Annotated in this window: 20 protein-coding genes, 4 tRNA genes and 1 pseudogene; 9 read left to right on the forward strand and 16 right to left on the reverse strand. The window is 71.1% G+C overall.

The window, feature by feature from the left end:
- A pseudogene (locus GQQ95_RS19650) lies at positions 1-127 on the forward strand (IS481 family transposase); the annotation flags it as partial.
- Between the two features lie 115 nt (positions 128-242).
- On the opposite strand, the gene GQQ95_RS10395 reads toward GQQ95_RS19650, so the two are convergent.
- The 4 genes from GQQ95_RS10395 to GQQ95_RS10410 form a co-directional block, all read right to left on the reverse strand.
- Positions 243-2,384 carry a 3-hydroxyacyl-CoA dehydrogenase NAD-binding domain-containing protein gene (locus tag GQQ95_RS10395; protein ID WP_157427609.1) on the reverse strand — a complete coding sequence of 714 codons (2,142 nt, stop codon included), beginning with the start codon at positions 2,382-2,384 and terminating at the stop codon, positions 243-245.
- Positions 2,381-3,589 carry a thiolase family protein gene (locus tag GQQ95_RS10400; protein ID WP_157427610.1) on the reverse strand — a complete coding sequence of 403 codons (1,209 nt, stop codon included), beginning with the start codon at positions 3,587-3,589 and terminating at the stop codon, positions 2,381-2,383. The genes GQQ95_RS10395 and GQQ95_RS10400 overlap by 4 nt, the downstream gene beginning before the upstream one ends.
- A gap of 76 nt (positions 3,590-3,665) precedes the next feature.
- On the reverse strand, positions 3,666-4,862 hold the full coding sequence (locus GQQ95_RS10405) for a ribonuclease D (protein WP_157427611.1): 1,197 nt from the start codon (positions 4,860-4,862) through the stop codon (positions 3,666-3,668).
- Positions 4,855-5,451, reverse strand: coding sequence for a DUF3000 domain-containing protein (locus tag GQQ95_RS10410; RefSeq protein WP_157427612.1), 597 nt, complete (start codon positions 5,449-5,451; stop codon positions 4,855-4,857). Before GQQ95_RS10410 ends, GQQ95_RS10405 begins: the two co-directional genes overlap by 8 nt.
- A gap of 87 nt (positions 5,452-5,538) precedes the next feature.
- Here GQQ95_RS10410 and GQQ95_RS10415 point away from each other — a divergent pair, with 87 nt between their 5' ends.
- Positions 5,539-6,744, forward strand: coding sequence for an alpha/beta hydrolase family protein (locus GQQ95_RS10415; protein WP_157427613.1), 1,206 nt, complete (start codon positions 5,539-5,541; stop codon positions 6,742-6,744).
- Here GQQ95_RS10415 and GQQ95_RS10420 read toward each other — a convergent pair.
- Positions 6,710-7,147 carry a SufE family protein gene (locus GQQ95_RS10420; protein WP_157427614.1) on the reverse strand — a complete coding sequence of 146 codons (438 nt, stop codon included), beginning with the start codon at positions 7,145-7,147 and terminating at the stop codon, positions 6,710-6,712. The genes GQQ95_RS10415 and GQQ95_RS10420 overlap by 35 nt on opposite strands.
- A gap of 34 nt (positions 7,148-7,181) precedes the next feature.
- Positions 7,182-8,084: a sulfurtransferase gene (locus tag GQQ95_RS10425; RefSeq protein WP_157427615.1), complete on the reverse strand. Its 903-nt coding sequence runs from the start codon at positions 8,082-8,084 to the stop codon at positions 7,182-7,184.
- A 143-nt stretch (positions 8,085-8,227) separates the two neighbouring features.
- Between GQQ95_RS10425 and zapE the strand changes: the two genes are divergently transcribed.
- The 3 genes from zapE (at position 8,228) to GQQ95_RS10440 (ending at position 11,347) form a co-directional block, all read left to right on the forward strand.
- Entirely contained in the window at positions 8,228-9,280 is a 1,053-nt protein-coding gene (zapE, locus tag GQQ95_RS10430) for a cell division protein ZapE (RefSeq protein ID WP_157427616.1), read from the forward strand.
- A 199-nt stretch (positions 9,281-9,479) separates the two neighbouring features.
- The gene (locus tag GQQ95_RS10435; protein WP_157427617.1) at positions 9,480-10,742 is read left to right on the forward strand and encodes an ammonium transporter; all 1,263 of its coding nucleotides are present in this window, start codon (positions 9,480-9,482) and stop codon (positions 10,740-10,742) included.
- Between the two features lie 56 nt (positions 10,743-10,798).
- A complete protein-coding gene (locus GQQ95_RS10440) occupies positions 10,799-11,347 on the forward strand; it encodes a type II toxin-antitoxin system PemK/MazF family toxin (protein ID WP_246205386.1) in 549 nt (182 codons plus the stop codon).
- A 57-nt stretch (positions 11,348-11,404) separates the two neighbouring features.
- Here GQQ95_RS10440 and GQQ95_RS10445 read toward each other — a convergent pair.
- Positions 11,405-11,477 (reverse strand) — tRNA-Val (locus GQQ95_RS10445).
- Positions 11,478-11,833: 356 nt separating this feature from the next.
- Here GQQ95_RS10445 and GQQ95_RS10450 point away from each other — a divergent pair.
- From GQQ95_RS10450 to GQQ95_RS10460, 3 genes are all read left to right on the forward strand, one after another.
- Positions 11,834-11,905, forward strand: a tRNA-Gly gene (locus GQQ95_RS10450).
- Positions 11,906-11,963: 58 nt separating this feature from the next.
- Positions 11,964-12,037: transfer RNA gene (locus tag GQQ95_RS10455), tRNA-Cys, on the forward strand.
- Positions 12,038-12,061: 24 nt separating this feature from the next.
- A tRNA-Val gene (locus GQQ95_RS10460) sits at positions 12,062-12,136 on the forward strand.
- 60 nt (positions 12,137-12,196) lie between these two features.
- On the opposite strand, the gene GQQ95_RS10465 is transcribed toward GQQ95_RS10460, so the two are convergent.
- Both GQQ95_RS10465 and rfaE2 read right to left on the reverse strand, forming a co-directional pair.
- Positions 12,197-12,385, reverse strand: coding sequence for a DUF2795 domain-containing protein (locus GQQ95_RS10465; protein WP_157427618.1), 189 nt, complete (start codon positions 12,383-12,385; stop codon positions 12,197-12,199).
- A gap of 81 nt (positions 12,386-12,466) precedes the next feature.
- Positions 12,467-13,939, reverse strand: coding sequence for a D-glycero-beta-D-manno-heptose 1-phosphate adenylyltransferase (rfaE2, locus tag GQQ95_RS10470; protein ID WP_246205391.1), 1,473 nt, complete (start codon positions 13,937-13,939; stop codon positions 12,467-12,469).
- Positions 13,940-14,053: 114 nt separating this feature from the next.
- On the opposite strand from rfaE2, the gene GQQ95_RS10475 reads away from it, so the two are divergent.
- Entirely contained in the window at positions 14,054-15,223 is a 1,170-nt protein-coding gene (locus tag GQQ95_RS10475) for a glycosyltransferase family 9 protein (protein ID WP_246205393.1), read from the forward strand.
- Here GQQ95_RS10475 and GQQ95_RS10480 read toward each other — a convergent pair.
- The 7 genes from GQQ95_RS10480 to GQQ95_RS19655 all read right to left on the reverse strand — a co-directional run bounded on the left by GQQ95_RS10480 (position 15,153) and on the right by GQQ95_RS19655 (position 21,863).
- On the reverse strand, positions 15,153-15,857 hold the full coding sequence (locus tag GQQ95_RS10480; protein ID WP_157427619.1) for an SDR family oxidoreductase: 705 nt from the start codon (positions 15,855-15,857) through the stop codon (positions 15,153-15,155). The two genes, GQQ95_RS10475 and GQQ95_RS10480, sit on opposite strands and share 71 nt — an antisense overlap.
- A 99-nt stretch (positions 15,858-15,956) precedes the next feature.
- Entirely contained in the window at positions 15,957-17,318 is a 1,362-nt protein-coding gene (locus GQQ95_RS10485; protein ID WP_157427620.1) for a PfkB family carbohydrate kinase, read from the reverse strand.
- Positions 17,315-17,941 carry a D-sedoheptulose-7-phosphate isomerase gene (locus tag GQQ95_RS10490; protein WP_157427621.1) on the reverse strand — a complete coding sequence of 209 codons (627 nt, stop codon included), beginning with the start codon at positions 17,939-17,941 and terminating at the stop codon, positions 17,315-17,317. The genes GQQ95_RS10485 and GQQ95_RS10490 overlap by 4 nt, the downstream gene beginning before the upstream one ends.
- Positions 17,938-19,209, reverse strand: a complete 1,272-nt coding sequence (locus GQQ95_RS10495) for a glycosyltransferase (RefSeq protein ID WP_157427622.1) — start codon at positions 19,207-19,209, stop codon at positions 17,938-17,940. The genes GQQ95_RS10490 and GQQ95_RS10495 overlap by 4 nt, the downstream gene beginning before the upstream one ends.
- Positions 19,187-20,239 carry a glycosyltransferase gene (locus GQQ95_RS10500; RefSeq protein WP_157427623.1) on the reverse strand — a complete coding sequence of 351 codons (1,053 nt, stop codon included), beginning with the start codon at positions 20,237-20,239 and terminating at the stop codon, positions 19,187-19,189. The genes GQQ95_RS10495 and GQQ95_RS10500 overlap by 23 nt, the downstream gene beginning before the upstream one ends.
- Positions 20,236-21,330, reverse strand: a complete 1,095-nt coding sequence (locus GQQ95_RS10505; RefSeq protein ID WP_246205395.1) for a glycosyltransferase family 9 protein — start codon at positions 21,328-21,330, stop codon at positions 20,236-20,238. The genes GQQ95_RS10500 and GQQ95_RS10505 overlap by 4 nt, the downstream gene beginning before the upstream one ends.
- Positions 21,327-21,863, reverse strand: a complete 537-nt coding sequence (locus tag GQQ95_RS19655; RefSeq protein ID WP_157427625.1) for a D-glycero-alpha-D-manno-heptose-1,7-bisphosphate 7-phosphatase — start codon at positions 21,861-21,863, stop codon at positions 21,327-21,329. Before GQQ95_RS19655 ends, GQQ95_RS10505 begins: the two co-directional genes overlap by 4 nt.
- Positions 21,864-21,893: the final 30 nt, after the last annotated feature.

Consider the following 21,893-nt stretch of genomic DNA (forward strand, 5'->3'; position numbering starts at 1 on the left):
CAACACGGAACGCGCAGCAGCCTTGCCAACCTGGCTCGACCACTACAACCTAGACAGAACCCACCTCGGCATCGGAGGCAAAACCCCCATCGACCGAATCAACAACGGTCGAGGTCAGTACAGCTAGCCCGTCCGCCCTCGGGCCGGCCGTCTGGTCGGTTGCCGCTCAGTGGCCGAGGGGTGACACACGAAAGGGGCCGGTTCCGCAATCGCGGAGCCGGCCCCTTCGGGTCGAACCGGCGTTACGCCTCGACGCCGCGAACCGGCGGCGTGTGGAAGGTCGCACCGAAGACGCGCTCGGATGCCCCGACGCGGTCGAGATACGGCGTCACGCCGCCCATCTGGAACGGGAAGCCCGCACCGAGGATCATGCAGAGGTCGATGTCCTCCGGCGCGGCGACGACGTCACCGTCGAGCATCAGCTTGATCTCGCGCGCGAGGCCGTCTTCCAGCGCGACGAGGATCTCGTCGGCGCTGCGAGGGTTCTTGCCGCCGGCGACGAGCTTCAGCGCGCCCTTGTCGAAGCCCTTGACCTTGCCCTTGTCGTCCTTCTCGAGCAGCTTGCCGTAGTCGGCGAGCCGGTGCAGGTTCTCGCTCCGGTAGAACCGGTCGGGGAACGCCGCGTGGTGGGTGTCGAGCACGTGGGCGCCGACCTTGAGCCCGACGAGGTCGAGCAGGGCCGACGGCGCCATGGGAAGGCCGAGCGGCGCGATCGCCTTGTCGACGGTCTCGAAGGTGGTGCCCTCGTCGACCGCCCGCATGGCCTCGCCGAGCAGTACGGCGAGGAGGCGGTTCACGACGAAACCGGGGGTGTCGGCGGTGATCACGGCGTTCTTCTTGAGGTTCTTCGCCGTCACCATGGCGGTCGAGAGGGTCGCCTCGTCGGTGTGCGAGGTCTTGACGACCTCGATCAGCGGCATGAGCGCGACGGGCGTGAAAAAGTGGAATCCGACGAGGCGCTCGGGGTTGGCGAGCTTCGCCCCGATCTGCTCGACGGAGAGCGAGGAGGTGTTCGTGGCGAGCACCGCCTCGGGCGAGACGTACCGCTCCACCTCAGCGAACACGTTCTGCTTGATCTCGAGCTCTTCGAACACGGCCTCGATGACCCAGTCGCAGTCGGCGAAGTCGGCCTTGTCGGTGGTGCCCGTCACGAGGGCCTTCAACCGATTCGCCTCGTCGGGGGAGATGCGGCCCTTGCCGTGCAGCGCGTCGATCTCTCCAGCGATGTAGGCCACGCCCTTGTCGACGCGCTCCTGGTCGATGTCCGTGATGACCACGGGCACCTGCAGGCGGCGGACGAACAGCAGGGCGAGTTGGCTCGCCATATACCCGGCGCCGACCACGCCGACCTTCGTGACCTTCTTGGCGATGGCCTTGTCGGGTGCGCCGGCCGGGCGCTTGGCGCGCTTCTGCACGAGGTTGAACGAGTAGATCGAGGCCTGGAGCTGGTCACCGGCGATGAGGTCGGCCAGCACCTCGTCCTCCCGCTGGAATCCCTCGGCGCGCGTTCCGGACTTCGCCGCCTTCATCAGGTCGAGCGCCGCATACGGGGCCTGCGGCACCGTGCCGATGCGCTTGGTCAGCATGTCGCGTGCGACCTTGATCGCGATGTCCCACTTGGCGAGGCGCTCGAGCTTGCCCGGCTCGTTGGGGCGCCTCACCTTGATCGCGCCGGTGAGCACGCCGTCGGCCCACCTCAGCGAGTCCTCGAGGTAGTTGACCGAGGGGAAGATCGCGTCGGCGATGCCGAGGTCGAACGCGTCCTGCGCCTTCATCGTGCGGTTCTGCTTGAGCGGGTTCTCGATGATCACCTTGAGGGCGTTCTCGATGCCGATGAGGTTCGGCAGGATCGTCGCGCCGCCCCATCCCGGGATGAGCCCGAGGAAGACCTCGGGAAGGGCCAGGGCCGGGGCGGATGCGTCGACGGTGCGGTAGTCGGCGTGCAGGCCGATCTCGAGGCCGCCGCCCAGCGCGAGGCCGTTCGTGAACACGAACGTCGGCACGCCGAGGCCCGACAGCTTGCTGAGCGCGTGGTGACCGAGCTGGACGAACTTCTTCGCCGTCTCCTTGTCGGGGATCTCCGCGACCTTCGAGAGGTCTGCGCCTGCGGCGAGGATGAACGGCTTGCCCGTCACGGCGACCGCGTCGATCTCGCCCGCGGCCGCGCGTGCCTTCAGCGCGTCGAGCGTCGCCGCGTACTCGAGCAGGGTCGCGGCGCCGAGGGTGTTGGGACGGGTGTGGTCGCGCCCGTTGTCGAGCGTGACGAGGGCGAGCGTCCTGCCGGAGGCGAGGCGGATGTCGCGGACGTAGGAATGGGTCACGACCTCGTCGTCGCCGGCGAGAGCGACGAGCGAGTCGAAGTCGATGGTCGAGTAGTCGGTCATGCGCGCTTCTTCGCCTTCTTGTCGAAGTTCGGGTTCTCCCAGATCATCGTGCCGCCCTGTCCGAGGCCGACGCACATGCTCGTGATGCCGTAGCGCACGTCGGGCCGCTCGGTGAACTGGCTCGCGAGCTGGTTCATGAGGCGCACGCCGGAGGAGGCGAGCGGGTGGCCGACGGCGATCGCGCCGCCCCACGGGTTCACCCGGGGGTCGTCGTCGGCGATGCCGTAGTGGTCGAGGAAGGAGAGCACCTGCACGGCGAACGCCTCGTTCATCTCGAAGAGGTCGATGTCCGCGATCGTCAGGCCCGCCTTGCGAAGGGCCTTCTCGGTGGCGGGGATCGGGCCGATGCCCATGATCTCGGGATCGACGCCGGCGAACGCGTAGCTGACGAGCCGCATCTTCGGGGTGAGGCCGAGCTCCTTCGCGGTGTCGCCCGATGCGAGCAGGGCGGCCGTGGCGCCGTCGTTCAATCCGGAGGCGTTGCCGGCAGTGATGCGCCCGTGCGGGCGGAACGGCGTCTTCAGTGCTGCGAGCCCCTCGAGCGTGGTCTCGGGTCGCATGACCTCGTCCTGCGTGGCGAGGCCCCAGCCCTGCTCGGTGCGGATCGCGACCGAGACGAGGTCCTGCTGGATCTTGCCTGCGGCGTACGCTGCCGCCGTCTTCTGCTGGCTCGCGAGGGCGTAGCGGTCGCTGCGCTCCTTGGTGAGCTGCGGGAACCGGTCGTGGATGCGCTCGGCGGTCGCGCCCATGACGAGGGCGTCCTCGCCGACGAGGCGCTCCGAGAGGAAACGGGGGTTGGGGTCGACGCCGGAACCCATCGGGTGGTGACCCATGTGCTCGACACCGCCGGCGATGGCGAGGTCGTACATGCCGAAGCCGATCGAGCCGGACACCATGGCGGCGGCCGTCATCGCACCGGCGCACATGCGGTCGATCGAGAAACCGGGGACGGTCTTCGGCAGGCCCGCGAGGATCGCCGCGGTGCGGCCGAGCGTGAGGCCCTGGTCACCCGTCTGCGTCGTCGCTGCGATCGCGACCTCGTCGATGCGCTCCTTCGGGACGTTCGGGTTGCGCTCGAGGAGCCCGACGATCGCCTTCACGACGAGGTCGTCGGCTCGGGTGTTCCAATACATGCCCTTTTCGCCGGCCTTGCCGAACGGAGTACGGACTCCGTCGACGAACACGACATCAGCTTGATGTGCCACGCTGCAGCTCACTTTCGATCTGGATGACTCGATCCTACGAATGCGCCTGAGGGGGCCCTGAATCGCTTGACGGTTCCTACGAAACCGGCTTCTCAGCGTCGAGCACGGATTGTGACGCGTCCACAAAGGCGACGGAGATTCTCTGTGCCGTAGCGTCAATCTGCCAGGGCCGTGCGCCGAGCGCTTCGAGCTCGGCACGGATCGAGCCGAGGTCGGGCGCGGCGGGCGGATGCCACGCGAGCCGACGGAGGTGATCGGGGGTCAGCAGATTCTCGACGGGCATGTCCATCGCCTCGGCGACCTCCGTCACGGCGGCCTTCGCGAAGCGCAGCCTCGCGTCGGCCTCCGGATTGCGCATCGCCCAGGCTCGCGGGGGCGGCGGCGCATCGTTCGGGATGCGGGTGGCCGGGAGGTCCTCGGTGGTGAGGCCGCGCTCGACCGCCGCCCACCATCGATCCAGCTCGGTCCGACTCGCCCGCCCGGTGAACGCGCGCAGGTCGGCGAGCGCCTTGCGCGTGCGGGGCAGGGCCTTGACGACCGCGAGGATCGAGGCGTCCGGCACGAGACGCCCGGGTGCGACATCCGTGGACGACGCGAACTCGTCCCGGGCGAGCCAGAGCTCACGGGCGACGGCGAGGCTGCGGGGGGACCGGATCGCGTGGATGCCGGAGAGCCTGCGCCAGGGCTCCGGTCCGACCGGCTTGGGCTCGCGCCGGAGCACCGCGTCGAACTCCTCAGCCGCGAGCGAGGTCTTCTCGGTCTCGACGAGGCGCTCCACGAGTCGATCGCGCACGTCGACCAGCAGCTCGACATCGAGCGCGGCGTAGGTCAGCCACGGCTGGGGCAGCGGCCGAGTCGACCAGTCGGCCGCCGAGTGCTCCTTCGCCAGGTGGATGCCGAGCAACTCCTCGACGACAGCGGCCAGGCCGACCCTCGGCATGCCGAGCAGCCGTGCGGCGAGCTCGGTGTCGAAGATCCGGTCGGGCTCCAGGCCGACCTCGCGGAGGCAGGCGAGGTCCTGGCTGGCGGCGTGCAGCACCCACTCCTCGTCGGCCATCACGGACTGGAGTGCGGAGAAGTCGGGGATCTGCGGCGGGTCGAAGAGGAAGGTGCCCGCGCCGCGGCGGTACATCTGGATCAGGTACGCCCGCTGCGAGTACTTGAAGCCGCTGGCACGCTCGGCGTCGACGGCGATCGGTCCTTCGCCCTCGCCGATGCGGCGGACCGCGTCGTCGAAGTCGGCGGGTGTCTCGATGACCCGCAATTCATCCACGTTTCGACCTCCGTCGGGGCAGGGCGGTCACCCCCTCGGAGCGAGGCGGCAGCCCGGCCAGCATGCACAACAATTCGCTCCAGCCTTCCACATGCGCGGCGATCCCGGCGTCGAGGGGGGTCCACGACGCCCGCAGCTCGATCTGCGCCCCGTCGCCCTGGCGCGCGAGTTCGCCGAACCCGGTCGAGAGGATCTTGGTCGCGGTCCCGGATGCCGCGACGTAGTTCGCCCCGCGTGCGTCGAGGGCGTCCACGAGCCAGGACCACGCGACATCCGCCAGGAAGGGGTCGAGGCCGATGTCGGTCTCGAGCGGAGCCTGGGCGAAGCAGACGATGCGGAACCGGCCACCCCACGACTCGGGTTCCATCGCGTCGTAGAGCAGGACGAAGCGCCCGGTGCCGAGCTCCGAGTCGTCGCCGTGAGGGCCCGGCGACGGTGCGACGTCGGCGGAGAGGGCGACCGAGAACGGCGCCAGCGCGCCTGGCGGCGGAATCTCCTGCACGCGCAGTTCCGCGCGGGGGGAGGCCGCACGCAGTGACTCGAGTGCGGCCGCGAACTCTGGGGGGTGATGCGTCGAGGAGTCGGGCACGTGTGCAGACTAGAGTCTCGACGAGAGTGCGCCGCGGCGGCACGCCGCCCCCGGTGACACCGAATCGGGCTTCGAACGGAGGGCATCATGGGCCGACCAGGAGGCGCGGCGACCACGGTCGGCGCGATCGCCGCTGGGACCGCGGTGGCTGCGGCGGTCGCCGCCGTCGCGACCACAGTGGTGTTCGCCCGACGCGTCGTCACGCCCGAACCGGTCCGGCGCGACGACGTGCGCATCCTGTCGGCGGACCCGCATCGTGGCGAGGTCGTGCTGGCGGCATCGGATGAGACGCGGATGCGCGGGTCGTACGGGCTCTGGTTCGAACGCGACGCCGGTCACGCCCGGGTCGGCGAGGTCCTCCGCGAAGCCGCGGGCACGGTGACCCGCCGGGTCGAGGGCGTCGACTTCGGGCGGCTCGATCGGGCCAGGTCGGGCCGGATGAGCGGCTGGGTGCACCTCGGGCCGTGGGAGATCACGCCGGATTACGAGGACGTCGTCGTGCCCACCCCCCTCGGGCCGGCGCCCGCGTGGCTCGTGCCCGCCCATCGCGACGGCGCGGTCTCGACCGACTGGATCATTCAGGTGCACGGCCGCGGCGCGAAGCGTCATGAGGGCCTTCGCGCCGTCGAGCCGGCGAGGGAGGCCGGCTGGACGACGCTGCTCATCAGCTTCCGGAACGATGGCGAGGCCCCGGCCAGCACCGACCGCAGGTACGGACTCGGCGGAACCGAATGGGCGGACGTCGTCGCGGCGGTCGCGTACGCGCGTGAGCGTGGCGCGAGCCGGATCGTGCTCATGGGCTGGTCGATGGGCGGCGCCATCTCGCTGCAGGCGGCGTTGCGCTCCGAAGAGGTCCGCGAGCCGCTCGTCGGGATCATCCTCGACTCGCCGGCCATCGACTGGGTCGACATCCTGCGATTCCAGGGTCGCGCGCTGGGGATGCCCGCCGGCCTCGGGTCCGCGGTCGCACATCTCCTCGGCGAGCCCTGGAGCGGAGGGCTCACCGGGCTCGCCGCCCCCGTGGACGTCGCGGACCTCGACCCGGTGGCCAGGGCGGACGAGTTCACGGTCCCGATGCTGCTCATGCACAGCGTCGACGACGGCTTCGTGCCGATCGACGGCTCCCGCCGATTCGCCGAGGCCCGTCCCGACCTCATCCGGTTCGAGGTGTTCGAGGGCGCCAGGCACACGAAGCTCGCCAACCACGACCCAGAGCGCTGGCGCGCACTCGTCGGCGGATGGCTCGGATCGATGCGCGCTACCCCGGAAGCTGCGCCCGCAGCTGACGCTTGACGCGTGCGAGCATCCCCGTCATGCCCCGGACTCGCAGCGGGGAGACCGCCTCGCCGAGCCCGAGCGTCTGCGGGTAGTCGTCGGGGATCGACAGCACCTCGTCTGGCGTGAGTCCGTCGATGCCCTGCACGAGGATCGACGCGAAGCCGCGCGTCGTGGGCGACTCGGCGGGGGCCGTCGCGTACAGGTGCGCGGCGCCGTCACGCACCTCCACGAAGATGAAGACGGGGGACTGGCACTCGACGACGCGTTCGAGCAGGTCGGGGTGCTCCGCATAGTGCGCCGGCAGCGCCGGAAGCTCGTTCGAGAACTCGAGCAGCAGCTGGAGGCGATCGGGAACTCCGAGCGCTCGGAAGTCGTCGCGAGTCTCGGCGAGACGCTGGGGCAGGGGCTGGGAGGACATCGATCCATTCTCCCACCCCCGGCGGGATCCGCGGTCAGCCGCGGCGCGGGGCCTCGCCGCGCTCGGTGCCGGTCGCGATCGGCACGCGGACCGCGCTGCCCCACTCCGTCCACGAGCCGTCGTAGTTGCGGACGTTCTCGAAGCCGAGCAGGTGGGTCAGGACGAACCAGGTGTGGCTGGACCGCTCGCCGATGCGGCAGTAGGCGATGATGTCGTCGCCGTCCTCGAGGCCGACCTCGCCGCGGTAGATCGCGTCCAGCTCGGCACGCGACTTGAACGTGCCGTCGCCGGCGGCCGCCCTCGCCCAGGGCACGGATGCCGCGGTGGGGATGTGGCCGGCGCGGAGCGCGCCCTCCTCGGGGTAGGCCGGCGCGGTCGTCCGCTCTCCCGAGTACTCCTCGGGTGAGCGGACGTCGATGAGCGGATCGCCGAGGTGTGCGAGCACGTCCTCCTTGAACGCCCGGATGTCGGAGTCTGACCGCTCGACGATCGGGTACTCCACGGGCGTCGGCCGCGTGGCATCCGTGGTCAGTTCCCGGCCCTCGGCGATCCAGAGGTCGCGCCCGCCGTCGAGGAGCCGCACGTCCTCGTGACCGAACAGCGTGAAGACCCAGAGCGCGTAGGCGGCCCACCAGTTGTTCTTGTCGCCGTAGATCACGACGGTCGAGTCGCGGGCGATGCCCTTGGACCCGAGCAGGGCGGCGAACCGCTCGCCGTCGAGGTAGTCGCGAACGACCGGGTCGTTGAGCTCGGTGTGCCAGTCGACCTTCACCGAGCCGGGGATGTGGCCGGTCTCGTAGAGCAGGACGTCCTCATCGGACTCGACGACCACGAGCCCCGGCCGGCCCAGGTTCGCGGCGAGCCAGTCGGTCGTCACGAGGCGCTCGGGATGGGCGTACTCGGCGAGCTTGGGGGCGGAGTCGAACTCGGCGGGCATGGGGACCTCCTGTGATCGTCCGGTCGGACGGGTGCGTGAAGCGGGCGGTCTAGGCTGGTGACCTGATCCACCTCGAATCTACGCGGCGTGCCGACGGGAGTCGCCATGCCGGTCATCCGGTGCAACACGGGAGCCATTCACGCATGACCACGGCATCGAGCCATGCCCTCATCCGCCTCGTCGACCGGAACCCGTCGATCTCGGGGGAGGAGATCGCCTCCGAGCTGAGCCCGCCGCCGCAGTTCGAGCACGCCTCCTTCGAGTCGTACCGACCGGACCCCGACTTCGCCTCGCAGCAGGCGGCACTCGAGCGGCTCGGCGAATTCGCGGCGGTGTGGCGGGCGCAGCGCCCGGGCGGCTTCTTCTCCCGCAACCGCAAGCCGAAGGCCGAGCTGCCCGGCGTGTACCTCGACGGCGGGTTCGGCGTCGGCAAGACCCACCTCCTCGCGTCGCTCTGGCACATCGCCCCCGGACCGAAGTACTTCGGCACGTTCATCGAGTACACCGCGCTGGTGGGCGCCCTCGGATACGCGAACGCGGTGAAGCTCCTGGCGGGCGCCCGCCTGATCTGCATCGACGAGTTCGAGCTCGACGACCCGGGCGACACCATGCTCATGACCAGGTTCCTCGGTGAGCTCATGGCCGGCGGCACGCGCGTCGCCGCGACCTCGAACACCCCGCCGAACGCGCTCGGCGAGGGACGATTCGCGGCGGCGGACTTCCTCCGGGAGATCCACGCGCTCTCGGCCAACTTCGAGACCTTGCGCATCGACGGCCTCGACTACCGCCGCCGTGACACCGAGGGGCGTGCGTCGACCCTCGACGGGGACGAGTCGGTCGCGCGCACCGCCACGGCCCTCACCGAACGCGGCCACCGCGTCTCGCTCGACGGATTCGACGACCTCATCGCGCATCTCGCCACGGTGCACCCGTCGAAGTACGTCAAGCTGCTCGCCGACGTCGAGTTCATCGCACTCGAAGGCGTGCACGAGCTCTCGGACCAGAACGCGGCTCTGCGACTCGTCGCGTTCATCGACCGCGTCTACGACGCCGAGGTTCCGATCATCGCGAGCGGGCTTCCGCTCGACCAGGTCTTCGATGCCGACATGATGGCGGGCGGCTACCGCAAGAAGTACCTCCGGGCGATGAGTCGCATGATCGCGCTCACGACCGGCGAACTGCCTCCGCACGCCTGACCTGAAGGCTCCATCGCCCGACCGACGGCATTCCCCGAGCTGATTCACATCGCTTGGACGGCACCGCGAAACGTGCTGTTTACGCCGCGGGCCGGTGCGTAACCTCCGCGAAACAGAACGCGGTCCCGATCGAAACGTCCTCTCGTGAAACTTGGCGACACAGGTTCCCCACCCGTGGTTTCCCCGAGAGAGGTTCGAGATGGATCAAGGCAACACTGCGTTCCTGTTGATCATGGCGGCATTGGTGCTGCTCATGACTCCGGGACTCGCGTTCTTCTACGGCGGTCTGGTCAAGGCGAAGAGCGTCATCAGCATGATGATGATGAGCTTCGGCGCGATCGGCCTCATCGGCGTCCTCTGGGTGCTCTACGGCTACGCCATCGCCTTCCCCGCTGCCGAGGGCCTGGTCGCGCCGTGGGCGATCGACTGGTCGGCCATCGGCCTCACGAGCCTCCTCGAGACCCCGGAGGGCGCCGCGTACCCGCCGCTCGCCTTCGTGGCCTTCCAGGCGACCTTCGCGATCCTCACGGTCGCACTGATCTCGGGAGCGATCGCCGACCGGGCGAAGTTCGGCGCATGGATGGTCTTCGCGGCCGTCTGGGCGACGATCGTCTACTTCCCGGTCGCGAGCTGGGTCTTCAACTTCGGACTCGCAGACGACGGTTCGTTCGCCTACGGCGGCTGGACGACCTTCGGCATGCAGGAGGCCTTCGGCGTCGGCGTGATCGACTTCGCGGGTGGCACGGCCGTGCACATCAACGCCGGTGCGGCTGCCCTCGCCCTGGCGCTCGTGCTCGGCAAGCGGGTCGGGTTCTCCAAGGGTGCGCACGTGCCCCACAACCCGCCCTTCGTGCTCCTCGGCGCCGGCCTGCTCTGGTTCGGCTGGTTCGGGTTCAACTCCGGCTCGGAGCTCGCCGCCGACGGCACCGCCGCACTCGCCTGGGTCAACACGCTCGCGGCTCCGGCAGCGGCGCTGCTCGCCTGGCTGCTCGTCGAGAAGATCAAGGACGGCAAGCCGACCTCGGTCGGCGCGGCATCCGGTGCCGTCGCAGGTCTCGTCGCGATCACCCCGGCGTGCGCGGCGCTGACCCCGGGCTGGGCGATCGTCCTCGGCCTCGTCGCCGGCGCCGTCTGCGCCCTCGCGATCGACCTCAAGTTCAAGCTCGGCTTCGACGACTCGCTCGACGTCGTGGGCATCCACCTCGTCGGCGGCCTCATCGGAACGCTGTACCTCGGCTTCTTCGCGAACAACACCGGCCTGATCTACAGCGGTGACGCCACGCAGCTCCTGGTCCAGGCGATCGCGGCCTTCACGGTCCTGGCCTACTCGTTCGTGCTCGCCTTCGCGATCGGCTGGGTCATCCAGAAGACGATGGGCTTCCGCGTGACCAACGAGGACGAAGTCGCCGGCATCGACACGGTCGTGCACGGGGAGGACGCGTACAAGCTCGAGAACGCCTGATCCGACAGCTCCGAACCCACTGAAACACCGCGAGGGCGGTGAGGTAGTGTGCGGGTGTGACTGACACTGGCCGCTTCCTCACCGCCCTTCGGCGTGCCATCGGCAGCGTCTTCCGGCCGCCCCGGAAGGAGAGCACGCGAGCGGATGCCGCCGGCGGCTCCTCCGTCTCGACCACGCTCCTGTCTCCGGGGCAGGGCGGGGCCTCCGCCACGGTCGAGGTCGACCCGCGGAGCCTCCGCCGTGTGCGGCTCGGCTATGCCCCGTCCAGGGACGGTGCGCCGGATCCCGGTGAGATCGTGTGGACCTGGGTGCCCTACGAGGAGCGGGACGGACGCGGCAAGGACCGCCCGGTCGTCGTGATCGCGGCATCCGGTCCGGATGCGGTGCTGGCCGTGCAGCTCACGAGCAAGGCGCATGAGGGTTCCCGCGACTTCGTCGCCCTCGGCGCCGGCGCGTGGGACGCCACGGGTCGTCCCAGCTGGGCGAACATCGACCGGGTCTTCGTCGTGCGCACGGGCGGGATGCGGCGCGAGGCGGCCTCCCTCGACGCCGCTCGCTACCTTCGGCTGGCGGAAGCGCTCAGCGCCAGGTACGGCTGGTCCTGACCGGCGTGCGGGCGGATGCGTTAACGAAGAACGCCCCCTGTGGAGAGGGGGCGTTCGTGGGCGATGCCGGGCTCGAACCGACGACCTCTTCCGTGTGAAGGAAGCGCGCTACCAGCTGCGCCAATCGCCCAAATGTGCTGCACGTTCACCGGGGTGACCGCGGACTCGATACTAGCCGACGATCCGCGTCGAATGCACATCGTGGGGTCAGCGGCGATTTCCGAGCGCGTCGGCCCGACCTCGACCGCGTCGGCCCCGGACCTTCAGCCTGCGAGCGTCACGGCAAGGCTTGCTCATCGCGCACCCGAGCCCGCGTCGCAGTGGCCCGCGGGGCCGAGGATCACTGCATCGGGGCCGGACACGCCCGGGTTGCGAAGCTGGATTCCGGCTGCGACCGGGCTGAACACCAGGTGAACGTCGCTCAGTTTGTGAATCGCCGCGAGTATCGGTTAGAGTCTCTCTGCACGCAGAAATGCGAAAGCAAATGCGGATGTGGCGCAGTGGTAGCGCATCACCTTGCCAAGGTGAGGGTCGCGAGTTCGAATCTCGTCATCCGCTCTGATCAGGATCTGGGCGAAAGCATGGGTCCTGTTCTTTTGGTGGAGAACCCATACACGGTGGATTGGCCGAGAGGCGAGGCAGCGGCCTGCAAAGCCGTATACACGGGTTCGAATCCCGTATCCACCTCCAAGCTGTGAACTTGTTCATGGCTTTGGGCGATTGGCGCAGCGGTAGCGCGCTTCCCTGACACGGAAGAGGTCACTGGTTCGATCCCAGTATCGCCCACCACAACAGCCCCGGCTCATCGAGCCGGGGCTGTTCGCGTCTCCGTGCCTCTGCACGGAGGGTTCACTCGGATACCGCTTCGCTGACGGCCGTGGGCCCGTCGTACTGCCGGTCGGGGATGCCGTTGAGGGCGTCGACCACCTCGTCATCGGCTCCCGACTCACGCGCCGTGCGAAGGATGTCCTGCTTCGAGGCCGGATAGTTCACCCCTCCGAGGAATTTCTGCACTCGGATCGGGTTCGGCGTTGCCATCTTCTCTCCTCTCATTCGCGGGTCGTGCCTGGGTGCACGGCCCGGGCTCCAGAACATGCCCATCGGCACGTGGACGCCTCGTCATTCGCGCCCACCCGACCTGATCCGGTCGACCAGTGCGGTGGTCGAATGCGCGGGGACGTAGCCGACCATCACGACCTCTCCGCCGTACCCGCGCACGACGTCCGCCTCGGCGAGCATCTCCGCGGAGTAGTCGCCGCCCTTGACGTAGACCTGCGGCTGCAGGCGCTCGATGAGCGGGATCGGGGTCTCGCCGTCGAAGACCGTGACGTAGTCGACGCATTCGAGCGCGGCGAGGACCGCTGCCCGGTCCGATTGGGCGTTCACCGGGCGGTCGGGCCCCTTGAGCCGCCGCACGGACTCGTCGCTGTTCACTGCCACCACCAGGCGGTCGCCGAGTTCGCGGGCCTGCCGCAGGTAGGACGTGTGGCCGAGATGCAGGACGTCGAAGCAGCCATTCGTGAAGACGATGCGGAGGCCCTGCTCGCGATCCCGCCTGATCGCCGAGGCGAGCGAGGCGGGCGTCAGCACGGCCGGAAGCCGGGGCAGGGCTTGGGCGGCCAATTCCTCCGATGAGCACACCGAGGTGCCGAGGTGGCGGAGCGCGACATCCGCCGCGAATTGCCCGAGGTTCGTGGCGTCCTCCAGAGTCGCTCCGACGCAGAGCGCGGCGGTGAGCGACGCGGTGAACGTGTCACCGGCGCCGGAGGCGTACTTCTCCGAGACCGGGTGTGCATGGGTCGTGAACGGCACGGACTCCGGCGCGACCAGTACGGCCCCGTCGCGGTCGAGGGTCACGACGAGCGCGGTCGCGCCGGCGGCGCTGCGGAGCCGGTCGGCGGATGCCGCGACTGCGCTCGCGCGCCCGGGCCCGTCGCCGAGGGAGTGACCGAGCAGCGCCTCGGCCTCGCGGGCGTTCGGCACCGCGACATCCGGGGCGAGGGCTCGCCACGCCGCGGGATCATGCGCATCGACGACGACCTGTCCGGGCCGGTGCGCCCTGCACAGGGCGGACACGACCGGGTCGGAGAGGAGCCCCGAGCCGTAGTCGCTGACGACAAGGGCATCGGAGTCCTCCAGGCCGGGACCGAACGCCGTGCCGAGGGCAGCCGCCAACTCCGCGCGCGTGTCGCCGTCGAGCTCGAGGGATCCGGAATCCGCTCGGACGAGCACCTGGTCGTCGGCGACGATGCGGGTCTTGCTCACCGTGCGAACCAAGGGAGAGCGGATGACGCCCGACACGTCGACGCCGGCCTCGACGAGCAGCTCCAGCATGCGGTCGCCCGCGGCATCCGGTCCGACGGCGGAGACGAGCCGGACCCGTACGCCCAGGGCACTGAGGTTGACCGCCGTGTTGGCCGCGCCGCCTGGCGCATCGACCTGCGCGGACACCTCGACGATCGGCGCCGGGGCCTCGCGGCTGAGGCGGCGACTCCCGCCCATCCACCACCGGTCGAGGATGGCCTCGCCGACGACCGTCACGATCGGTGCGTCGAGACGGATGCGTCGGGGGAGATCTGCGAACTGGTGCACACCCGGCCGTTACCCACCGCTCGACCGGGATATGCGTCGCGATGACCGACGTTTCGGAGCACCGTCGAACGGGAACGGGGAGGCGGACGCAGCCGGTCGCATGAAGGAGGAACCGTGTCGAGATTCACGAGCACCGATCTGCCGTTCGACCACGTGCGTCGCATCGCCGTGCTGAGGGGCGGCGGACTGGGCGACCTGCTCTTCGCGATGCCCGCGATCGAGGCCCTCTCGCGGACGTATCCGGACGCCGAGGTCCTGCTCCTCGGCAGCCCGGCGCATGCGGCCCTCCTGGCGGGACGACGCTCGCCCGTGACCCGCGTCGAGGTCCTTCCCTTCGCGCGAGGCGTGCGCGAGCGCGCAGCAGGCGCAGGCGGCGAGGGCGGCGTCGAGGACTTCCGCGAGCGGGTCCGACGCGCGGGGAGGATCGACCTCGGGGTGCAGCTGCACGGCGGCGGCCGGTTCTCCAATCCGTTCCTGCTCGCACTGGACCCGCGCCACTCGATCGGCGCGGCCACCGAGGATGCCGCAGCGCTGGAGCGCAGCATCCCGTACATGTACTACCAGCACGAGGTGCTGCGCGGGCTCGAGATCGCCGCGCTCGCCGGCGCCGAACCCGTGCACCTCGAACCGCGCATCGAAGTCGGCGGGCGCGACGCACTCGCCGTCCGTCGCCATCTCGCGAGGGACGGGGGGCCGCTCGCGGTGCTGCATCCCGGGGCCAGCGACCCCCGCCGACGCTGGCCGGGCGAGCGGTTCGCCGAGGTGGCGGTCGGCCTCCTCGACGCCGGCGCGTCCGTGCGTCTCATCGGGGACGAAGGCGACCGGCACCTGTGCGCCGCGATCGCGCGGCGGATCGAGGCCGAGCGCCCCGCGAGCGCCGCCGACATCACCGTGCTCGCCGGGGCGCTCGAGCTCGGCGACACGGCGGCGCTGCTCGCCGAGGCGGATGTCGTGGTCGCGAACGACAGCGGACCCCGTCACCTCGCGCAGGCCGTGGGCGCTCCGACGGTCGGCATCTTCTGGTTCGGCAACGTGGTCAATGCCGCTCCGTTCTCTCGCGCTCGCCACCGCGTGCACATGTCGTTCGTCGTGAGCTGTCCGACCTGCGGCGTCGACGTCACGCAGGTGGGCTGGACCGCCGAGCGCTGCCCCCACGACGACTCGCTCGTCACGGGAGTGGATGCGGCATCCGTGCTCGAGGATGCCCTTCAGCTCATGGCCACGAGCTCTCCTCGGAGTGGCACACGACCAGTTCACGGATCTCGGACCCGTCGGGCTGGCTGAGCGCGAAGACGACGGCCTGGGCGACGTTCGCCGGATCGTTGAGCTTCGCGTCCGCCCCCGGGCGGTACTTCGCGTCGCGATCGTCGAAGAAGTGGGTCGTCATGCCGCCGGGGATGAGCGTCGTGACGCCGAGCCGCCCCTTCGTCTCGTCGGCGAGCGCGCGGGAGAAGCCGAGCACGCCGAACTTCGAGGCGCAATACGCCGTGGCGTCCGACACGCCCTTCAGCGCGAGGGAGGAGGCGACCGTCACGACGCGGCCGTGCGACGCCTCCAGGTGCGGCAGCGCCGCGCGCACCGCGGCGGCCGTGCCGAGCAGGTTCACCTGGATGACGCGTTCCCACTCGACCCCGTCGACGTCGTCCAGGCGGCCGCACCGGTCGATACCGGCTGCGGTCACGACCCCGTCCAGGCCGCCGTGGCGGTCGGCCAGTTCGGAGATCATCCGTTCGAGGGCGCGGGTGTCCGCGACATCCGCCTGATGGGTCTCGTGGCGCGGTTCATCCGGCACCGCCCGGTCGAGCACGATCGGCGTGCCGCCGGCGTCTGCGACGGCATCTGCGACCGCCGCTCCGAGCCCGGAGGCCCCGCCCGTGATGATGATGCGGCCGACGGCCCTGGTCGTGGCGTTCGTCATGTCCGGTCCTTCCTCGCCGCTGGCGCGGCATCCGTTCGATGGGGTGGTGCGTGGGGTGCGTGTCAGCCAAGCGGGGGCCCTTCCGGCCGATCGGAGGGGTCAGCCGACGGCGGCCAGCGCGGCGGCGAGCCTCGAGGTGGATCGCGCGGGGTGATAGGGCACGGTGACCGCCCGCCCGCCCGACTCGGCGAGGACCGCCGACTCGGGGAGGTCGATCTCCGAGTAGTCCCCGCCCTTCACCCAGAGGTCGGGCGCGAGCCTGCGGAGCACCTCCACCGGCGTGTCCTCGTCGAAGACCACGACCGCGTCGACGCACTCGAGGGCGAGGAGCAGGTCCACGCGATCGCGCTCGGCGATGATCGGGCGGTCGCGGCCCTTCAGCCGGCGCACCGAGTCGTCGGAGTTCAGGCACACCACCAGGCAGTCGCCGAGCGCGCGGGCCGCCTGCAGGGTGCGCACGTGCCCCGCGTGCAACAGGTCGAAGCAACCGCCGGTGGCGACGACGGAGCCGCCGGCGGCGCGCGTCGCGGCGGCCAGTCCGAACGCGTCGTGCCCCGATCGCGTGATGGGGCTCGGGGCAGGTGCGTTCCGCAGCGACGCGACACCGCCGGCGCCCAGGTACGCGCTCGCATGTGCGACGCCCCGGCGCAGGGCCTCATGCGTGTCGTGCCCCTCGGCGAGGGCGATGGCAGCGGATGCCGCGAGCCGATCTCCGGCTCCGCACGGATCCGCTGCGTCGACCCGCTCCGCCGGAAGGACCGCGGGCAGGGCCGAATGAGCGGCGAGGACGGCTCCGCGCTCGCCGAGCGTGATGCCGACGGCGCGGGCGCGCCACTGGTCGCGCAGCGTCTCCGCGACCTCCATCGCGTCGCCGACGGTCTCGACGCGGTGCCCGGACAGCGTCCCGGCCTCGCTGCGGTTGGGCGTCGCGAGCGCGACGCCCGGCACCGGCACCGTGCCGCGCGGGTGGGGATCCCACACCACGGGTGCGACCCGCGCCCGTCGGGCGAGGGCGCGTCGGATCCGGATGTCGGCGAGCAGGCCGCGTCCGTAGTCGGCGGCGATCACGACGTCCGCGGCGGCGATGGCCACGAGCTGTCGGCTCGTGACCTCGAACGGCGCGGGGGCGCCGCAGCCCTCGTCCAGGCGCGCGATGGCATGCCCCTCGGCCCGAAGCCGGGTCTTGACGGGCGTCGGCCCGTGCAGGCTCGCATCGAGCAGGCGGACCTCGGCGAGGCAGTCCCGCAGTCGTGCGGCACCCGCGTCCGAGGCGAGCGCCGTGACGAGCGTCACGTCGACGCCGTCGCGAGCCAGCATGGTCGCGACGAGTCCCGCTCCGCCGGCCCGGTGCACGGACTCGGTCACATCGACGACGGGCACCGGTGCATCCGGGCTGAGCCGCGCCGCCGTGCCCCCGAGATCGACATCGAGCAGGCAGTCGCCGACGACGACGACGTTCATCGCTCGACGTCCTCTTCGGTGCCGACCAGCGCGTCGAACGCGACGCAGAGCGCATGCACGGCGACCAGTTCGACCTCCTGGACGTTCGGCGACGAACCGGGCAGGGTGATGGCGTCGTCGCACGTCGAGGCGAGCGGGTTCGGCGCGGGCCCGGTGATGGCCCAGCTCGTGGCACCGCACTCCGCCGCGGCCCGGGCTGCGGTGACGAGGTTGGCGCTCGCGCCGCTCGTGGAGAGCAGGAGCACGATGTCACCCGGGTGCGCGTGGGCCCGGACCTGCCTGGCGAACACCTCGTCGAACCCGTAGTCGTTGCCGATCGCCGTGACGGCGGACGAGTCGCAGTTCAAGGCGATCGCGGCATAGGGCCGCCGGTCGTGGCCGAAGCGCCCGACGAACTCGGCCGACAGGTGTTGCGCCTCCGCAGCCGAGCCGCCGTTGCCGGCGATGAGCAGGCGGCCGCCGGCCTCGAGCTGCGCCGCGAGATGGATGGCCCAGGCGGCCAATCGCGGCGCCTCGGCGTCGAGCGCGGCGAGGACCGCGCCGACGCCTCCGACGTGGGCCGAGACCGCCCGTGCGGCCCACTCGAGCGTGACCGAGCGCGTCGGGGTCGCGTGCATGGTCATCGGGTCGCTCCCCTCGTGCGTCGGATCGCGCCTGGGTCGTGCGAGGACTGGGTCGTCGTTCCCCGCGCCTCGGCGATCGTGGCGAGGTAGGTGCGCTCGGTGTCGGCCGCGATGCGGCTCCACGCATAGCGGCGCGTCATCCGTCGCCGCCCGTTCTCGCCGAGCTGCCGCCGCAACTGGTCGTCCAGCAGGAGTCCGCGGATCGCCGCCGCCACCGCGGCCACGTCACGTGGGGGAACGTGGCGTCCCGTGCCGCCGTCGACCACGCTGTCGATCAGGCCGCCGACGGATGACGCGACCACGGGAACCCCGCACGCCATCGCCTCGAGCGGGACGATCCCGAACGGCTCGTACCAGGGTGCGCACACGACCACGTCGGCCGAGCGGTACACGTCGGGGAGGTCGGACTGGGGCACCTGGCCGCGGAGCTCCACGCGATCGGCGACCCCGGCGAGGGCCGCGATGCGCTCGAGGCGGTCGACCTCGGGATCGGCTCCGCGCGGACCGGCCGCGCCGCCGCCGACCACGACGAGTTCCACGTCGAAACCCTCCGCGGCGACCTCAGCGATCGCCTCGATGACGGTTCCCACGCCCTTGCGCGGCACCAGCCGGCCGACGCTCAGGACTCGATGACGACGGCGACGTTGCTCGCGCTCGCCTCCGGGCGAGAAGTGGTCGAGGTCCACGCCGCAGGGGATGACGCTGATGTTGCGTGGCGGCACGCCGAGCTTCTTGAGCTCGAACGCCTCGTCGGAGCACGTGGCCACGACCCCGGCGACCCGCCGGCCGACGTCGGGCTCCAGCCACTCGCGCTCCGCGGGGCTCGTGTCGTCGGCGCCCTGGTGCCGGCGCTTGACCACGCCGAGGGCGTGGAAGGTGTGCACGAGCGGCGGGGGCGCCGCGAGTCGTCCGGCGGCGTCGAGTGCGGCGACGCCCGACATCCAAAAGTGGCTGTGCACGACGTCGGGCTCCCATTCCAGCCAGTCGGCGGCCATGCCGGCCGCGAGGGCGGGCATGAAGGGCAGCATGTCGTCCTTCGGCACGTGCCCGGCCGGGCCGGCGTCGACGTGCACGACCTCCACGCCCGGCGCCAGCTCGACGCGCTGGGGGAGGTCCGGGTCGTCGCGTCGCGTGTAGACGCGCACGTCGTGTCCGCGGCGGGCGAGCCCCGTCGACAGCGCGGCGACGTGCACGTTCTGCCCGCCCGCGTCGACGCCGCCGAGGGCGGCCAGCGGGCTGGCATGCTCAGAGACCATTGCGATCCGCATCGCTGCTCCTTCCGTAGGTCGTTCCGACGGCGGCCTCCGTCGGGACGCGGCGCCGGGTGCGCCGGTGGTGCTCCTCGATGTCCTCGAGCAGCGTGTCCCAGTCCCGCAGGAATCGTGCGAGGCCGTAGCGCTCGATCGCGGCCTGCCTCGCGACGGCTCCGAGGCTGACCGCGGCATCCGGGTCCTCCAGCAGGAGCCTCGCGGCGGCGACCAGCTCGTTCACGTTCGTGGAGAGGAATCCTGCGCCCGGCGGAACGGCTCGCGCCGCCTCGGTGGCCTGCAGGGCGACCACCGGCATGCCGAGGTGCATCGCCTCCAGGAGGCTGAGCCCGAGCGAGGTCCAGCGCGGAAGATGCAGGTACAGCCGCCGCTGCGGCAGCGCCTCGCGGAGCAGGTCGGGGCGCAGGTCGCCCACGGCGCGGATCGACCCGTCGTGCGCGGCGAGCGCCTCCGGCAACGCGTCGACCCCCATTCCGAAGGCGTCGATGCCCCCGGCGCCCGCGAACCTCGGGAGCAGGTCGGTGCCGGTCACGCGCCACCGACGGACGGGCTCGTTGACCACCACCGCCATCCGCTCGATGGAGCCCGTATACCGGTGACCGGGGTCGGGGATGCCGTGCTCGATCACGACGGTCGGTGCTCGGCCGTTGTCCCACATGAGCTCGTTGAAGTGGGTGACGTGCACGAGCGTGATCTCGTCGCGATCGGCGAGCGGATGCCGCGTCGCGGCGGCATCCGGCTTCGGGGTGTTGTGCTCGAGGAAGATGGCCGGCATGTCCCGACCGAGGCGGCGACCGAGGAGGCGCTCGGCGAGCTCGAACTCCTCGAGCCGCTGGAGGAGGACGAGGTCGACCTCTGCATCGCGAAGGTCCTCGTGGTCGACCTCGACCGCCGTCGCGGGCCAGTCGCGTCCGCCCCGCCCGAGTCCCCAAGGGCCGCGCTGCGCGTCGGTCGGGAACAGGTAGTCGTGGTCGCCGCGGACGAACGCGTCGGTCCATCCGCCGTGCACGTGCCAGAGGAGGATCCTCATGCGACTGCCTCCTCCGGTCGGTGGCCCGCGTCGAGGTCGGCGGGCGTCGAGGCCCGGACGCGATCTCCCCGGAACCTGCCGACTGCGAGGACGGCGTCGACGACCTCGCGGGGCTCGATGTCGGAGAGGCACGGATGGCCCGGTGTCGGGCACTCCCGCGCCCGCGAGGCCGCGCAGGCGGTGTCGGTGCGGCCGAGCAGGATGGTGGGCACCCCGAACGGGCGCCAGCACCGCTCGTCCACGACGGGGGAGAACAGGCTCACGACCGGCGTGCCGACCGCGGCCGCCAGGTGTGCGGCCCCGGTGTTGCCGACGACGACGGCGTCCGCGCCCGCGAGCACAGCCGCGAGGGACGGGAGATCGGTCGCGCCGCCGAGGTCCAGCGCGCTGCGGCCGGCCACCCTCGCGGTCGAGCCGGACTCCGACGCGGACCCGGTCACGACGACCCTGATGCCCGCCTCCACGAGCGCGGCGACGACGGCGACGAGCTGCGCGACCGGCATGGTCCGCGCGGGTGCGGTCGCGCCTGGGTGCACGACGACGTAGGGGGAATCGCCGACCAGCCCGGGTACGGGCGCGGCCGCCCGGACCGCGAGGCGTCCGGTGTCACCCGGCGGGAGTGCGAAGCCGGCCGCCGCGGCGATAGCGAGCGCCCGGGTCGCCTCCGACTGCGACTCCGGGAAGTCCTCCCCGGGCCGAAGCCGCACATCCAGCAGGCTGCCGGGGTAGTCGACGGATGCCCCGGCAATGCGCTCGACCCCGTGCTGCCGGAGCAGGAGGGCGAGCGGGAGCGGGCTCTGGTGGTACGAGGTGAGGATCACGGCCTCCGAGGGCCGTACCGCGTCGAGGAGCGCCATGAGTTCCGCGGTCGCCGCCGCCGTGTCCGCGGCCGGGCGCGGGGGATTGGTGATCCACGGACAGTCCCACACGTGCACGGAGCGCACGCCGGGGAGCAGCCGCCCCGCCGGTGCGCCGGCCGGACCCGCCAGCAGGTGCACCTCCGCGGAGGCGGCGACCGCCCGGATCGCGGGCCCGCACAACAGGACATCCCCGACGCTGTCGAGGCGTGCCACCAGGACCCGGCGCGTCACCGGACCGGCTCCAAGGCGTGGAGCAGGTCCACGGCATCCAGCAGGGTCTCGGCGAGCGCGGGGGCATCGCGCACCTCCGCCTGGCGTGTCGCGGGCGTGGGAATGAGTACGGCGCGGCACCCGGCCGCAGCGGCTGCCGCGACATCCGAGCCGATGTCCCCGATGACCGCGGCGTCGGCGGGACGGACCCCCAGTGCGGCGAGCGCCGAGACGATGAGCCCCGGGGCGGGCTTGCGACATCCGCAGTGGTCGTCGGGCCCGTGCACGCATACGGCCCATACGTCCATCGGTCCGAGGAGTTCGTCGACGCGCCGGTTCACCCGGTCGACGTCGCTCCGGGAGAGCAGCCCGCGCGCCACGCCCGACTGGTTCGTCACCACGCCGACGGCGACATCCCGTTCCCGCAGGGACTGGATCGCCGCATGAGCCGTCGGCATGGCCTCGACCAGGTCGGGGTCGCCGTTGTACGGCACATCGCGGATCAGGGTGCCATCTCGATCGAACAGCACCGTCCGTGGACGCCAGGTCTTCATACGAGGCCGGATACCCACTTCTCCGGGTCG

The sequence above is a fragment of the Agromyces salentinus genome, from assembly GCF_009749395.1.
Lineage (GTDB): Bacteria > Actinomycetota > Actinomycetes > Actinomycetales > Microbacteriaceae > Agromyces > Agromyces salentinus.

Bases quoted from the DNA above. Each gene is read 5' to 3' on its own strand.
- GQQ95_RS10435 (WP_157427617.1), top strand. From the start codon at position 9,480: ATGGATCAAGGCAACACTGCGTTCCTGTTGATCATGGCGGCATTGGTG.
- zapE (WP_157427616.1), top strand. From the start codon at position 8,228: ATGACCACGGCATCGAGCCATGCCCTCATCCGCCTCGTCGACCGGAAC.
- GQQ95_RS10485 (WP_157427620.1), bottom strand. From the start codon at position 17,318: ATGAACGTCGTCGTCGTCGGCGACTGCCTGCTCGATGTCGATCTCGGG.
- GQQ95_RS10425 (WP_157427615.1), bottom strand. From the start codon at position 8,084: ATGCCCGCCGAGTTCGACTCCGCCCCCAAGCTCGCCGAGTACGCCCAT.
- GQQ95_RS10490 (WP_157427621.1), bottom strand. From the start codon at position 17,941: ATGACCATGCACGCGACCCCGACGCGCTCGGTCACGCTCGAGTGGGCC.
- GQQ95_RS10480 (WP_157427619.1), bottom strand. From the start codon at position 15,857: ATGACGAACGCCACGACCAGGGCCGTCGGCCGCATCATCATCACGGGC.
- GQQ95_RS10500 (WP_157427623.1), bottom strand. From the start codon at position 20,239: ATGAGGATCCTCCTCTGGCACGTGCACGGCGGATGGACCGACGCGTTC.
- GQQ95_RS19655 (WP_157427625.1), bottom strand. From the start codon at position 21,863: ATGAAGACCTGGCGTCCACGGACGGTGCTGTTCGATCGAGATGGCACC.
- GQQ95_RS10420 (WP_157427614.1), bottom strand. From the start codon at position 7,147: ATGTCCTCCCAGCCCCTGCCCCAGCGTCTCGCCGAGACTCGCGACGAC.
- GQQ95_RS10415 (WP_157427613.1), top strand. From the start codon at position 5,539: ATGGGCCGACCAGGAGGCGCGGCGACCACGGTCGGCGCGATCGCCGCT.
- GQQ95_RS10495 (WP_157427622.1), bottom strand. From the start codon at position 19,209: ATGCGGATCGCAATGGTCTCTGAGCATGCCAGCCCGCTGGCCGCCCTC.
- GQQ95_RS10465 (WP_157427618.1), bottom strand. From the start codon at position 12,385: ATGGCAACGCCGAACCCGATCCGAGTGCAGAAATTCCTCGGAGGGGTG.
- GQQ95_RS10395 (WP_157427609.1), bottom strand. From the start codon at position 2,384: ATGACCGACTACTCGACCATCGACTTCGACTCGCTCGTCGCTCTCGCC.